This is a genomic window from Pseudomonas sp. ChxA (assembly GCF_030263855.1).
GTDB lineage: Bacteria > Pseudomonadota > Gammaproteobacteria > Pseudomonadales > Pseudomonadaceae > Aquipseudomonas > Aquipseudomonas fluorescens_CB.
The window spans coordinates 1185720-1199774 of record NZ_JARPMK010000002.1 but is presented as its reverse complement, the minus strand read 5'-3'; the positions used below and the strand labels follow the sequence as shown (position 1 = coordinate 1199774).

The following is a 14055-nucleotide window of genomic DNA, read 5'->3' as shown; positions in this document are numbered from 1 at the left end:
ACAGCAATTTGTCGCGAAGTTGTCATAACCCTACAGATTTCACCGTAAAACTGGAGAAGCGAATGAAAGCCCTTTTGTCCCGTGCAACCCTGGCCAGCCTCTTGCTGGGTGCTTCGATGTTGGCCACAGCCGCTGACGGTATTCCGCGCAGCGCGCCACCGGAAGGCGCCAAAGTCTTTATCGTGTCGCCAAAAGACGGCGCCACCGTCGATAAAACCTTCACTGTGAAGTTCGGCATGGAAGGCCTGAAACTGGCGCCGGCGACCAGCCAGGACCCAGGCACCGGCCACCACCACCTGCTGATCGACCAGAAAGAACTGCCGGACGCCAGCGTGCCGATCCCGGCCACCGACACCGTGATCCACTACGGCAAGGCCCAGACCGAGACCGAGTTGACCCTCACCCCAGGCAAGCACACCTTGCAACTGGTAGCCGGCGACAAACTGCACATGCAGTTCAACCCGACTGTAGCCTCAAAAGTCATCACGGTTAACGTCAAGTAAGATTTGTTCAGACAAAAAAAGGGAGCCCCGAAAGGCTCCCTTTTTTGTGCAGCGTTTAAAGCGTTAGAACAACACGCGGCTACGAATAGTGCCGTTGATGTGTTGCAGCTTCTCTTGCGCCAGGTCCGAGTACTCGGCATCGACGTCGATAACCACGTAGCCGACTTTCTCGTTGGTCTGCAGGAACTGACCGGAGATGTTGATGCCGTTTTCTGCGAAGACCTTGTTGATCTCCATCATCACGCCAGGGATGTTCTGGTGGATGTGCAGCAGACGGTGCTTGCCAGGGTGAGCCGGCAGCGCCACTTCCGGGAAGTTGACCGAAGACACCGAGGTACCGTTGTCGCTGTACTTGACCAGCTTTTCCGACACTTCCAGGCCGATGTTGGCTTGGGCTTCCGCGGTGGAACCGCCGATGTGCGGAGTCAGGATCACGTTGTCCAGGCCACGCAGCGGGCTTTCGAAGATGTCATCGTTAGAGCGTGGCTCTACCGGGAACACGTCGATAGCGGCGCCGATCAGGTGCTTGTCCTTGATCGCGTCGGCCAGGGCGTCCAGCTCAACCACAGTGCCGCGTGCCGCGTTGATCAGGATGCCGCCTTTTTTGATGGCGCGGATTTCCTTCTCGCCGATCATCCACTGGGTTTCAGCGGTTTCCGGTACGTGCAGGGTCACGATGTCGGACATCCCCAGCAGCTCGGTCAGGCTGGCCACTTGGGTAGCGTTGCCCAGTGGCAGCTTGGTCAGGGTGTCGTAGAAGAACACCTGCATCCCTAAGCCTTCAGCCAGCACCGACAGCTGCGTGCCGATCGAGCCGTAACCGACGATACCCAGCTTCTTGCCACGGATTTCGAAGGAATTGGCCGCGCTTTTGATCCAGCCGCCACGGTGGCAGGAAGCGTTTTTCTCAGGAATGCCGCGCAGCAACAGGATCGCCTCGGCCAATACCAGCTCAGCTACGGAGCGGGTGTTGGAGTACGGTGCGTTGAACACCGCGATACCGCGCTCGCGCGCAGCGTTAAGGTCGACCTGGTTGGTGCCGATGCAGAAACAGCCGACAGCCACGAGTTTCTTGGCGTGGTCGAAGATCTCTTCGGTCAGCTGAGTGCGGGAGCGAATGCCGATAAAGTGCGCGTCGGCGATCTTTTCCTTTAACTGGGCTTCCGGCAGAGAACTGGTGATGTACTCAATGCTGGAGTACCCAGCGGCTTTCAGTACGTCGACAGCCGATGGGTGGACGCCTTCCAGAAGAAGGAACTTGATCTTGCTCTTATCGAGAGAAGTCTTGCTCATCTGCGTAAACCTGTATCCCGGAGAAAAATGGCAGGGAATCGAGCAGTTAGTGCCTTGAATCAGTGCACAAGAGCTGACCCGGACGGCAGGAAAGCCGTCACCGCAGAACGCCCTTGGGCTCTGTCCTGCGGGGGCGGTATGCTAGCATACGTGCCCCGCTAAACACCCATTCCTGCGACGTGAAGCGTTCTCAGGATGACCATGAATTGTTCGAGAGTTCTGTCGATGACCCATCCTGCCCTGATTGATGAGCTGAAGACCCTGGTTGAGCCTGGCAAAGTGCTGACCGATGCAGACTCCCTGGAGGCTTACGGCAAGGATTGGACCAAGCACTTCGCGCCCGCACCGACCGCTATCGTGTTCCCCAAGACCATCGAGCAGGTGCAGGCCATCGTCCGTTGGGCCAATGCACACAAGGTGGCGCTGGTGCCATCGGGCGGGCGTACCGGCCTGTCGGCCGCTGCGGTGGCGGCCAATGGCGAAGTGGTCGTCTCGTTTGATTACATGAACCAGATTCTCGACGTGAACCTCACCGACCGTACCGCCGTGTGCCAGCCGGGCGTGGTCACCAAGCAATTGCAGAACGTCGCCGAAGAAAAAGGCCTGTACTACCCGGTGGACTTCGCTTCGTCGGGTTCGAGCCAGATTGGCGGCAATATCGGCACCAATGCCGGCGGGATCAAGGTGATTCGCTACGGCATGACCCGCAACTGGGTGGCCGGCATGAAAGTGGTCACCGGCAAGGGTGATGTGCTGGAACTGAACCGCGACCTGATCAAGAACGCCACCGGCTACGACATGCGCCAGCTGTTTATCGGCGCCGAAGGGACGTTGGGCTTTGTGGTCGAAGCCACCATGCGCCTGGACCGTGCGCCGAAAAACCTCACCGCGATGGTGCTCGGTACCACTGATTTCGACTCGATCATGCCGGTCTTGCACGCGTTCCAGAGCAAGCTGGACCTGACCGCCTTCGAATTCTTCTCCGACAAAGCCCTGGCCAAGGTCATGGGCCGTGGCGATGTGCCGGCGCCGTTCGAAACCGAGTGCCCGTTCTACGCGCTGCTGGAATTCGAAGCCACCACCGAAGAAGTCGCCAACCACGCCCTGGAAACCTTCGAGCACTGCGTAGAGCAGGGCTGGGTGCTGGACGGCGTGATGAGCCAGAGCGAAACCCAACTGCACAACCTGTGGAAACTGCGCGAGTACATCTCCGAGACCATTTCCCACTGGACGCCGTACAAGAACGACATTTCGGTAACTGTCTCCAAAGTGCCGGCGTTCTTGAAGGAAATTGACGCGATCGTCGGCGAACACTACCCGGACTTCGAAATCGTCTGGTTCGGCCACATCGGCGACGGCAACCTGCACCTGAACATCCTCAAGCCGGAAAATCTCAGCAAGGACGAGTTCTTCGCCAAGTGCGCTACCGTCAACAAATGGGTGTTCGAGACCGTCGAGAAATACAACGGCTCGATCTCCGCCGAACACGGCGTGGGCATGACCAAGCGTGATTACCTGACTTACAGCCGTTCCCCGGTTGAAATCGAATACATGAAAGCAGTGAAAGCGGTGTTCGACCCGAACGGGATCATGAACCCTGGCAAGATCTTCGCTGTTTAACCGCCCTGAAGGAGTCGTTTCATGAGCTACCAGCACAAGTATGTCGACGGCACCAACATCCACTTTCCCCTGGGCAAAGTGGTGTGCATCGGGCGTAACTACGCCGAACACGCCAAGGAACTGGACAACCCGGTGCCGACCGAGCCGTTGCTGTTCATCAAGCCGGGCAGTTGCGTGGTCGCGCTGGAAGGCGGTTTCGCCATTCCGACCGAACGCGGCTCAGTGCATTACGAGGCGGAAATCGCGGTGCTGATCGGCAAGCCGTTGTCGACCAAACCCAGCCGTGAAGAAGTGTTGGACGCCATTTCCGGCTTCGCCCCGGCGCTGGATTTGACCCTGCGCGACAAGCAGGCCGAACTGAAAGCCAAAGGCTTGCCGTGGGAAATCGCCAAGTCCTTTGACGGCGCGGCGGTCATCGCACCGTTTGTGGTGAGCAGCACCTTTGCCGACGTGACCGACATCGGCATTCGCCTGACCATCAATGGCGAAGTGCGCCAGGACGGCAACAGCTCGCAGATGCTCAACCCGATCATCCCGATGATCCAGCACATGGCCGGCTGCTTCTCGCTGCAGGCCGGTGATGTGATCCTCACCGGCACCCCGGCGGGTGTAGGCCCGCTGAATGTGGGCGATGAGCTGGTGCTGGAATTGGGTGGCGGTAGCCGTTTCGAAAGCGTCGTTCGCTAAGAACCAGGCAAAACGGTCAAAAATGTGGGGGCGGGCTCGTGTGGGAGCTGGCTTGCCTGCGATAGCCTCGCCTCGGTCTAACTGAAAGACCGAGTCGTCTGCATCGCAGGCAAGCCAGCTCCCACACAAATCAGTTCCCACACTGGTTTACGCGCGCTTGGTTTTGCATTTTTTTCACACGCCATCCGGATAATCCCCAGCCTCCTGCGCGCAGGCCTGTTGATCCTGTGCTATCACCTAAAGCTGACTCTGCGGAAAAGCGCTCAATGGCCGTGTCCCTGCCTACCCTCACCTCCAAGCCCCGTTCACGTTTCGCCCTGCGCTGGTATTCCTGGCTGTTGCTGGTCGGGACCATTGTGTATGGCGTTGCCTGGGCGATGCATTGGGACGACCGTGGGGTGCTGTGGATCGCCGAGCGCTTCGAAACCCCGGCCGAACGCCAGGCCAGCGTGTGGCTGCCGGATTACCATGCGGTGATCGATGGCAAGTTGCTGCCGGGCATGGAAAAGGACGAGGCTTCGGACCTGTCCTATAACCCGCAGACCAAAACCCTGTTTTCCGTGATGGGCAAAAACCCCTTCCTGGTTGAGCTGAACCTGCAAGGCGACGTGCTGCGCAAGATGCCGCTCAACGGCTGGAACAACCCGGAAGGCGTCACCGTGATGGAAAACGGCCTGCTGGCCATTGTCGATGAGCGCATGCACACCCTGAGCGTGGTGAACGTCGACGCCAGCACCCAGCAACTTAACTACGCCGATTTCAAGCACTATGACCTTGGCCCGTCCAAGAACCAGAACAAGGCGTTTGAAGGTGTGACCTGGGACAAGCGCAACCAGCAGATCGTGCTCGGCGAAGAGCGCCCACCCGCGTTGTTCACCTGGAAAAGCGATGGCGCCACGCTGACCGGCGATAAGCAGAAGATCGCCAGCACCGAGTTGGACATGCGCAACCTCTCGGCCCTGGCCGTCGACCCGCGCACCGGGCATTTGCTGGTGTTGTCGGCCGATTCCCACCTCCTGCTGGAGCTGGACGAGCAGGGCGAGCAAGTCAGCTTCATGACCCTGCTCGGCGGCTTCAATGGCCTCAAACACACCATCCCGCGTGCTGAAGGCGTCACCATGGACGAAGCCGGCACTTTGTACATGGTCAGCGAACCCAACCTGTTCTATCGTTTCGAGAAGCAGAAATAGCCGACGATTACGTCGGATACTTCGCTATCAACGGCATTCGCCAGACAGTCGACTGCGTTTAAGTTTAAATTCAGACGGGCGTGATACTTATTCGCCACTTTTTGACTTTGAGCTTGCCTGATGCGTCGACTCGCCCGCCCCAAACCCGCGTTTTTTATCCTGTTGCTGCTCGCCCTGGTAATTGCCGGGGCGGTCGCGCAGAACTTTCGCTTGTTCGAGCGGGCATGGTTCAACCTTCAACACTGGCGCCATCCTGCCGATGAGCGCTCCATTGGCCTGAATGATTACCGGGTCAGCCTGGAAGCCAAGGTCATCGAAGGGCTCGACGATGACGTCTCGGCGCTCACTTACGACCCGATACGCAAAAGCCTGTTTACGGTGACCAACAAAAACGCCGAGCTGATCGAGCTGTCCCTGGACGGCAGGATCCTGCGGCGTATCCCGTTGGTGGGCTTTGGCGATGCCGAGGCAGTGGAGTTCATCAGTGACAACATTTATGTGATCAGCGATGAAGCCCAGCAGCGGCTGATCAAGGTGCACGTGAATGACGACACCCAATTTCTCGACGCCGCCGATGCGGAGCAGATGACCCTGGGCGTACACCTTGGCGGCAATAAGGGTTTCGAAGGGCTGGCCTATGACTCGGTGGGCAAGCGCCTGTTCGTGGCCAAGGAGCGCGACCCGATGCTGATTTACGAGGTACACGGGTTTCCCCATTTCAAACCGGAAAAAACCTACTCGGTGCATGTGATCAACAACCCCAAGCGCGATGCCGGGCTGTTTGTGCGCGACCTGTCGAGCCTGCAATACGACGAGCGCAGCGGGCATTTGCTGGCGCTGTCGGATGAGTCATTCCTGGTGTTGGAGCTGGACATCGATGGTCGCCCGTTAAGCAGTCTTTCCCTGCTCAACGGGCGCCATGGCCTGAAAAAACGCGTGCCTCAGGCCGAGGGGATCGCCATGGATGACGAGGGCTCGCTGTACCTGGTCAGCGAGCCGAACCTGTTTTACGTGTTCAAGAAGCCCTGATCAGAACATCCATTGCACGCCCAGCGAGTAGCCGGTCTGGCTGCCCTCGGCATGCCCAAGGCGGCTGTTGACCTCGGCGTATACGCCTAACTGCGGGGTGATCGCCAGCTGGCTGCCGATTTGTGCGCGGCCAAAGCTTTTGTCCACGTAACCCAGCTTGGCGGTGCGCGCCTGGCCATCGGCGCGGGCGGTTAACTGCAGGTCATCGAGGCGCCCATCGGCCAGTTCCTTGACCCAGGCGATGTCGCCGTAAGGCAGCAGGCTCAGGCCATAGGGCAGGGCGACCGCACCGCGCACGCGCCAGCCGAGGCTGGCTTCCAGAGAGTCGAAAGACTGTTCTTCGTACTCCAGCGCGGTGCGCAGGTTCTGTTTCTCGTGGAATTTATCGATGCGCGAGTGGCTGTAGTCCAGACCGGCAAACGGGCCGCTCTTGATTGCGCCGAAGTCGAAGTCATAACCGCCGAGTACGCGCGCGCCCAAGGACAGCGCGTCGGTGTTGCCGCTCAGTTGTTGATTGAGCAGCACCGGGCCGCCATTGGCTTGGATCAGCAGGTTGCGCTTGGCCTCAAAACGCGTATGGCCGGCGCTCAAATCGCCCGCCAGCCAGCTTGGCCCGCCATCGTTGAGCAAGGCATAGACCGCGGCCTGCCAGGTGTCGCTGTCGAGTTTGCCGCGTTGCTCCAGCTTGTCGCGACCATTGAGGTAGCTGAGGCTGGCGCCGATGTTCAGGCTGGAGGTGAGCTGGTAGTCGCCCAAGGCGTGTACGCCCAGGCGTCGTGCGTCGCGGTTGAGCGGGCTGTCGAAGCCGCTGTCCGGGGTGTATTCGCCGTCCATGCCGATTTCGCCATCGAAGCTTCCGACCTCGCGGCTGGCCGCTTGCAAGGTCAACCAACGGCGATCATGCAGGCGCACCATGGCCTGATGCTGGCGTTGCAGGTTGTCCTGCATGTTGCGCGCAACGGCGCCACCCGAGGCGGTCGAGGCCAGCAGGTCGGCGTTGGTCAGCTCCAGCACCAGGCGGCTGAGCAGGCGCGAGTAATCGCGCAGGCGCTGGTCGATGCGTTCCTGGCCGAAGGCATTGGTCAGCACGGTTTTGTTGTCTTCTGCCGGGTCGTGCCAGGTGGAGCCGCCGGGGATTTTCGGGTTGTTGGTCTGGGTGTAGCCGTCCAGATCGCCCAGCTCCCAGTTGGTGGCTTCGATGTACAAAATCGGGATCTTCAGTGGTTCGAACGGCTCGCCGTCACTGCAGCAGCCGGTGCCCTTGGGGTATTGCGGGTCCAGGCCGGGGTTGGTGAACAGTGGGATGTTCAATTCCTTGGCGATCTGGAAGGTGTGTTCGCGCAGCGATGCCAGCGCGGGGTTGGCGGTGCTGTTCTGGCCGGCGTGGGCGTACATCATGTCGCCGGTGATCAGGCTGTCGAGGTTGATCATCGCCAGCATGTTCGCGCGTTGGCTGGCGCTGAGCGAGTCGACAAAGGCTTTGGAGCCGCGCAAGCCTTCTTCTTCGGCGCCGAAGGCGACCACTTGCAAGCCGTTTTCCAGCTGCAAGCCGCCAAGGTTCTTCGCCACTTCGGTCAACACGCTGGCGCCGGAGCCATTGTCGTCCAGGCCTTGCAAGGTCGGGCGGCCAAAGTAAGTGTCGAAGTGCGCGCCAATCACCACGTATTGCGGTTTAGTGCCCGCAGCATAGGCCACCACGTTTTGCGCAGCACGGCTGCCGTTGTTCCAGGTGAAGTTCTGGCGACTGAGGCTGTAGGCCGAACCCATCTGGCTTTGCATCCAATCCGCCGCGCCGGCGAAATTGGCCGTGCCGCGATACCGACCGGGGTAATCGTTGATCAACTTTTCCAGGGTGGTATTGGCGTGCTGGCCGTAATCGTAGGCCTGGGTTTGCGCCGACAGCAGGCTGCCGACCACGCTGATCGCGAGGGCGAGGGGCTTTATCACAAGGTCTTCCTTGAGGTGATTGAAGTTTTCTGGCCCAGACCCTTTGCACAATGCGCGCCTCATTCCATGGGCGAGCGCGAAGTGGCGCATTGTTAAACGCGTGGGTCGCCTGACTGTAATTTGTAACGGATTTGATACCAATAAAGGCGCGGGATGCCGTGACGTGGCGCACGGTTTTGGGCGGGGGTGCTGCGAAAAGTAGCGGTTTTGTTACACGGATCTTCTAAGCGATGAGGCCTCCTGTGGGAGCTGGCTTGTGTGGGAGCCGGGATTGCCCGCGATGCAGACGCCTCGGTCTTTAAGTCAGACCGCGGTGATGCTATCGCAGGCAAGCCAGCTCCCACATAAAGCCAGGCAATGCGTTTTAGACCTTGAGGGTTTTCACGCCTTCAGAAGTGCCCAACAGCAATACATCCGCCGGGCGCGCCGCGAACAGGCCATTGGTCACCACGCCAACGATCGCATTGATCTGCTTCTCCAGCTCCACCGGGTTGGTGATCTGCATGTTGAACACGTCAATGATGATGTTGCCGTTGTCGGTCAGCACGCCTTCGCGGTACACCGGGTCGCCGCCCAGTTTAACCAGCTCGCGGGCCACGTGGCTGCGGGCCATCGGGATCACTTCCACCGGCAGCGGGAAGGCGCCGAGCACCGGCACCAGCTTGCTGGCGTCGGCGATGCAGATAAAGGTCTTGGCTACGGCTGCTACGATCTTCTCGCGGGTCAGGGCTGCGCCGCCGCCTTTGATCAGGTTCAGGTGCTCGTCGCTTTCATCGGCGCCGTCGACGTAGAACTCCAGGTCGCTCACGGTATTGAGCTCGTACACTGGAATGCCATGGCCTTTGAGGCGCGCGGCGGTGGCTTCGGAGCTGGCCACGGCGCCATCGAATGCGCCCTTGTGCTGGGCCAGCGCGTCGATAAAGCAGTTGGCGGTGGAGCCGGTGCCGACACCGACGATGCTTTTATCGTCGAGTTTAGGAAGGATTAAATCGACAGCGGCTTGGGCCACTGCCTGTTTGAGTTGATCCTGGGTCATGCGGGCTCCGGAACGGGCGGGGAGTTATCGAGGGCGGCGAGTATAACCCAACAAAACCTCGGGATTCGTGTGGTCGCCCGGCCAAAAGCCGGGTTAGACTCCTTGGCCCTGCCCAACTCGCCCAGTGATTCCCGCCGATGCTTGAACAGTACGTCAAAAAGATCCTTACCTCGCGCGTTTACGACGTTGCCGTAGAAACCCCATTGCAGACCGCTCGCCAGCTCTCCGAGCGGCTGGGCAACAAGGTCTGGCTCAAGCGTGAAGACTTGCAGCCGGTGTTCTCGTTCAAGATTCGCGGTGCCTACAACAAGCTCACGCAACTGAGCGCCGAAGAACGCGCGCGCGGTGTGGTCACCGCCTCGGCGGGCAACCACGCCCAGGGCCTGGCCCTGGCGGCCAAGGTGCTGGGGGTGAAAGCCACCATCGTGATGCCCAAGACCACCCCGGAAATCAAGGTTGAAGGCGTGCGCTCGCGGGGCGGCAAAGTGGTGCTGCACGGTGATTCCTTCCCGGAAGCCCTGGCCTACTCGCTCAAACTGGTCGACGAAAAAGGCTACGTCTACATTCACCCCTACGATGATCCTCACACCATTGCCGGGCAGGGCACCGTGGCGATGGAGATTCTGCGCCAGCACCCAGGGCCTTTGGACGCGATTTTCGTACCCGTGGGCGGCGGCGGGCTGATCGCCGGGATTGCGGCGTACGTGAAATACCTGCGCCCGGAAATCAAGATCATCGGCGTCGAACCGGACGACTCCAACTGCCTGCAAGCCGCCATGGCCGCAGGCGAGCGCGTGGTGCTGCCGACGGTCGGCATCTTTGCTGATGGCGTGGCGGTGGCGCAGATCGGCCAGCACACCTTTGATATCTGCAAAGACTATGTAGACGAAGTGATCACCGTCAGCACCGACGAAATCTGCGCGGCCATCAAGGACATCTACGACGACACCCGCTCCATCACCGAGCCTGCAGGCGCACTGGGCGTGGCGGGCATCAAGAAATACGTGGAAACCCGTGGCGTAACCGGGCAGACCCTGGTGGCCATCGACTCCGGCGCCAACGTCAACTTCGACCGCCTGCGCCATGTGGCCGAGCGCGCCGAACTGGGTGAAGGCCGCGAAGCCATCATCGCCGTGACCATCCCCGAGCAGCCGGGCAGCTTCAAGGCGTTCTGCGAGGCCGTGGGCAAGCGTCAGATCACCGAATTCAACTACCGCTACCACTCCGGCCGCGAGGCGCACATCTTCGTGGGCGTGCAGACTCACCCGGAAAACGACCCGCGCAGCGCGTTGATCGCTAGCCTCACCCACCAGGGTTTCCCGGTGCTGGACCTGACCGAAAACGAGCTGGCCAAGTTGCATATTCGCCATATGGTTGGCGGCCATGCGGCCAAAGTCAGCGACGAGCTGGTGTTTCGCTTCGAATTCCCCGAGCGTCCGGGCGCGCTGTTCAACTTTCTTAACAAATTAGGCGGGCGCTGGAACATCTCGATGTTCCACTATCGCAACCACGGCGCGGCCGACGGCCGTGTGGTCGCAGGCCTGCAAGTGCCGGCAGATGAGCGCCACCTGGTGCCGGCCGCGTTGGCAGAAATCGGCTACCCGTATTGGGATGAGAGCGAAAACCCGGCTTACCAGCTGTTCCTCGGTTGAGCGACTACGCTGACTGGGCGGCCTTTAAGGAATCAAGACCATGGAAACGCTGACTACCCTCAAGGTTATCCACATCACCGCCACCGTGTTGCTGTTGCTCAGCGGCCTCGGGCTGGCGGTACTGGCCTGGCGCAAACGCAGCGCCGGCCCGACGGTTACCGTGCAACGCCCCTGGGCGTTCGTGTGGTTGCTGATGGGGGTTTGCGTGGTGAGCATGCCGTTCACCGGCTGGTGGCTGGTGCATCTGCTCGGCTGGCCGCTGGGGCAAACCTGGATTTTGGGTTCCAGCATTCTTTACACCGTGGCGGCACTGGCGTGGTTCTGGCTGGTGGCGCGGCTTAATCGCCTGCGCAAGGGCGAGGGCGGTAGCCTGAATTTCACCCTGGTACTGGCAGTGGTCAGCCTGGTGGGGTTTGTGGCGATTGCCGGGTTGATGGGTGCCAAGCCGGTTTAACGGCATGAATATCCTGCTCGTCGGCGCCACCGGTTTTGTCGGTGGCCACTTGGTGCGCGCCCTGCAGCAGGCTGGGCACAATGTGATCGCGACGTGTCGCAAGCCTGTCAGTCAGGGCTGGCCAGGGGTGCAATGGCAGGCGCTGGATTTGGGCCGGTTGGCTGCCGACCCAGGTTGCTGGGTGTTTCCTGAGTCGGTCGATTTAGTCATCAATGCGGCGGGGTTGCTGAGCGTGGATGCGGCCGAGCTGAGCCGCGTCCAGGATCAGGGCGCCCGCGTGCTGTTTGATCTGGCCGCTCGGCACGGTGTACGGGTGTTGCAGATCTCTGCCCTCGGCGCCTCAGCGCAATCCGATGTGCCATTTCTGGCCAGCAAAGGTGCTGCCGACGACTATCTGCTGGGCCTGGGCATACCCGCCGTGGTGCTGCGGCCTTCGCTGGTGGTGGGCGAGGGTGGCGCCAGCAGCGCCTGGTTGGCGGGGCTGTCGCCCTGGCCGCTGATTCCATTACTGGATCTCAACGCTCAACTGCAGCCGGTGCATATCGACGACCTCGTCGGGGCGGTGCTGGCCGTGTTGCGCCAGTGGCCCGCCGAATCAATGGTACTGCCGTTGGTGGGGCCAGCGCCGATGCGGCTCGCTCAAGTCATTGATCACCTGCGCGTGGCTCAAGGCTGGCGCGCAGGCCGATACCTGCAAGCGCCATTGCTGGGGTTGGGCGGCTGGCTGGGTGATCGCCTGGGCTGGCGCGCCTTGAACGCTCAAAGTATCGCCCTGGCTCAACGGGATAATGTCGCCGACCCCGAGGTGCTGGCGTCGGTCTGCGGCTACACCGCCGCGCCGCTCGCCTCGCGCCTGCAAGGCTGGCCCACGGCGGCCCAAAGCAGCCAGCGCACCATTCGCCCGCTGATGCTGGCGGTATTGGTGCTGATCTGGCTGGGTACGGCGGCGGTCTGCGTTGGGCCGGGCTACGCCTGGGGCCTGCGCATCATGGCTGAGGCCGGTGTGCAGGGCACCTGGGCGACAGTGGCCGTGATCGCCGGGGCGGTGTGTGATGGCCTGTTGGGCCTGGGGTTGCTGGTGGCGCGCTGGCGCAGGCCGGCGCTGATCCTGCAATTGCTGTTGATGGGCAGTTATACCGTGATTATCAGCATAGTCCTGCCCCATTACTGGTTTGATCCCTACGCGGCAGTCGCCAAAAATCTGGTACTCATGGTGGCGACCCTTTGGCTGCTCTGGACTGAGCCTTCTCTGGATTGAATTTTTTTTGACCGAGCCCCACCGATGAGCGCTTACCTGCTGTTGAAAACCCTGCATATCCTGTCCTCGACCATCCTGTTTGGCCTGGGTGCGGGCTCGGCGTATTACGCCTTGCGCGCCTGGCGCAGCGGCAAGGTGGAAGTGATCGCGGTAACCTTCAAACATCTGGTGTTCGCGGATTGGGCATTTACCACGACCACGGCGGTTTTTCAGCCGTTGAGTGGCATCGGCTTGATGTACCTGGCGGGCTGGTCGATGCAGCAGAGCTGGTTGCAGTGGACGTTTGCGTTGTATGTGCTGGCGGGTGTCTGCTGGCTGCCGGTGGTGTGGCTGCAGATTCGAGTGCACAAGATGGCGGAGCAGGCGCTGCGCGATGGCACGGCGATGCCGATCAAGGCCGCGACCTATATGCGCTGGTGGTTTGGCCTGGGCTGGCCGGCGTTTCTGGCGTTTCTGGTGATTTTCTATTTGATGGTGGCCAAGCCGATGTAGGGCTTGGGATCGAGGTGACTTCATCGCAGGCAAGCCAGCTCCCACATTTAGATCTGTGAATACATCCAAATGTGGGAGTTGGCTTGCCTGCGATGGCGTCATCAGCCGCGCAGGGTAATCACCGGCCAGCCACGTTTTTCAGCTTCAGCGCGCAAATTGGGGTCCGGATCCACCGCCACCGCATGCGCTACTTGCTCCAGCAACGGCAAGTCATTCATCGAATCGCTATAGAAGTAGCTGTCTTCCAGGCTGTACCCGGTTTCTTCCAGCCAACGGTTCAGGCGCGTCACTTTACCTTCACGGAAGCACGGGATATCCGTGCTGCGCCCGGTATACCGGCCGTTTTCCATCTCGCACTCTGTGGCGATCAGGGTTTCAACCCCCAGCAACTCGGCAATCGGCGCGGTCACGAAACGGTTGGTGGCGGTAATGATTACCAGGTTGTCGCCAGCGGCGCGGTGTTTGGCCAGCAGCTCCATGGCGAGCGGCAGCATCAGCGGGGCGATGCAGTCGCGCATGAAGTCGCGGTGCCATTCGTCGAGCTGGGCCATCTCGGTGCGGCCGAGGATCTCCAGGCTGAAGTTCAGGTAGGCGGCATTGTCCAGCTTGCCGGCCAGGTAGTCCTGGTAGAACTCGTCGTTGCGAGCTTTGTAGGCCACCGGGTCAAGAATCCCACGCTCACACAGGTAATCGCCCCACGCGTGATCGCTGTCACCGCCGAGAAGGGTGTTGTCCAAGTCGAATAAAGCCAGGCGCATTGCAGTTACTCGCTGAAAAGTCTGTAAAAAGGCGTCCAGAATACGGTCTTTTCACAAGAGTGCACATAAGGTAAGAAGCCTCGTTGCCGCTGGAACAACCTTTGTGGAACAATGCGGCGACATGCGTTTGCGAGGT

The 14055-nt window shown here is 60.5% G+C and carries 13 protein-coding genes; 9 read left to right on the top strand and 4 right to left on the bottom strand.

Features of this window, described 5'->3' with window-relative positions:
* Nucleotides 1–62: 62 nt before the first annotated feature.
* Nucleotides 63–503, top strand: coding sequence for a DUF4399 domain-containing protein (locus P5706_RS31280; protein ID WP_017139512.1), 441 nt, complete (start codon nt 63–65; stop codon nt 501–503).
* Nucleotides 504–566: 63 nt separating this feature from the next.
* Here P5706_RS31280 and serA read toward each other — a convergent pair whose 3' ends face one another.
* Nucleotides 567–1796 (bottom strand): phosphoglycerate dehydrogenase, encoded by a 1230-nt coding sequence (serA, locus tag P5706_RS31275; protein ID WP_065902258.1) that lies wholly within the window; start codon nt 1794–1796, stop codon nt 567–569.
* Between the two features lie 225 nt (nt 1797–2021).
* On the opposite strand from serA, the gene P5706_RS31270 reads away from it, so the two are divergent.
* The 4 genes from P5706_RS31270 to P5706_RS31255 all read left to right on the top strand — a co-directional run bounded on the left by P5706_RS31270 (nt 2022) and on the right by P5706_RS31255 (nt 6322).
* The gene (locus tag P5706_RS31270; protein ID WP_200430477.1) at nt 2022–3416 is read left to right on the top strand and encodes a D-2-hydroxyglutarate dehydrogenase; all 1395 of its coding nucleotides are present in this window, start codon (nt 2022–2024) and stop codon (nt 3414–3416) included.
* Between the two features lie 21 nt (nt 3417–3437).
* Complete coding sequence (locus tag P5706_RS31265; protein ID WP_138813418.1) at nt 3438–4103, top strand: fumarylacetoacetate hydrolase family protein; 666 nt, start codon at nt 3438–3440, stop codon at nt 4101–4103.
* A gap of 266 nt (nt 4104–4369) precedes the next feature.
* Entirely contained in the window at nt 4370–5293 is a 924-nt protein-coding gene (locus tag P5706_RS31260) for an SdiA-regulated domain-containing protein (RefSeq protein WP_285684270.1), read from the top strand.
* A 120-nt stretch (nt 5294–5413) separates the two neighbouring features.
* On the top strand, nt 5414–6322 hold the full coding sequence (locus tag P5706_RS31255; protein WP_017139507.1) for an SdiA-regulated domain-containing protein: 909 nt from the start codon (nt 5414–5416) through the stop codon (nt 6320–6322).
* Here P5706_RS31255 and P5706_RS31250 read toward each other — a convergent pair whose 3' ends face one another.
* Nucleotides 6323–8269, bottom strand: a complete 1947-nt coding sequence (locus P5706_RS31250; protein ID WP_285684268.1) for an autotransporter domain-containing protein — start codon at nt 8267–8269, stop codon at nt 6323–6325.
* A gap of 364 nt (nt 8270–8633) precedes the next feature.
* A complete protein-coding gene (rpiA, locus tag P5706_RS31245; RefSeq protein ID WP_285684266.1) occupies nt 8634–9305 on the bottom strand; it encodes a ribose-5-phosphate isomerase RpiA in 672 nt (223 codons plus the stop codon).
* 137 nt (nt 9306–9442) lie between these two features.
* Here rpiA and ilvA point away from each other — a divergent pair, with 137 nt between their 5' ends.
* From ilvA to P5706_RS31225, 4 genes are read left to right on the top strand one after another with little or no spacing between them, the layout of a single operon-like run.
* Complete coding sequence (gene ilvA, locus P5706_RS31240; RefSeq protein ID WP_285684264.1) at nt 9443–10957, top strand: threonine ammonia-lyase, biosynthetic; 1515 nt, start codon at nt 9443–9445, stop codon at nt 10955–10957.
* 40 nt (nt 10958–10997) lie between these two features.
* Complete coding sequence (locus tag P5706_RS31235) at nt 10998–11411, top strand: DUF2269 family protein (RefSeq protein ID WP_056857658.1); 414 nt, start codon at nt 10998–11000, stop codon at nt 11409–11411.
* A gap of 4 nt (nt 11412–11415) precedes the next feature.
* Entirely contained in the window at nt 11416–12669 is a 1254-nt protein-coding gene (locus P5706_RS31230) for an SDR family oxidoreductase (RefSeq protein ID WP_285684261.1), read from the top strand.
* Between the two features lie 24 nt (nt 12670–12693).
* Entirely contained in the window at nt 12694–13161 is a 468-nt protein-coding gene (locus tag P5706_RS31225; protein ID WP_200430469.1) for a DUF2269 family protein, read from the top strand.
* A gap of 101 nt (nt 13162–13262) precedes the next feature.
* Here the strand turns inward: P5706_RS31225 and P5706_RS31220 are convergent, their stop codons facing one another.
* On the bottom strand, nt 13263–13919 hold the full coding sequence (locus P5706_RS31220; RefSeq protein ID WP_285684258.1) for a histidinol-phosphatase: 657 nt from the start codon (nt 13917–13919) through the stop codon (nt 13263–13265).
* Nucleotides 13920–14055: the final 136 nt, after the last annotated feature.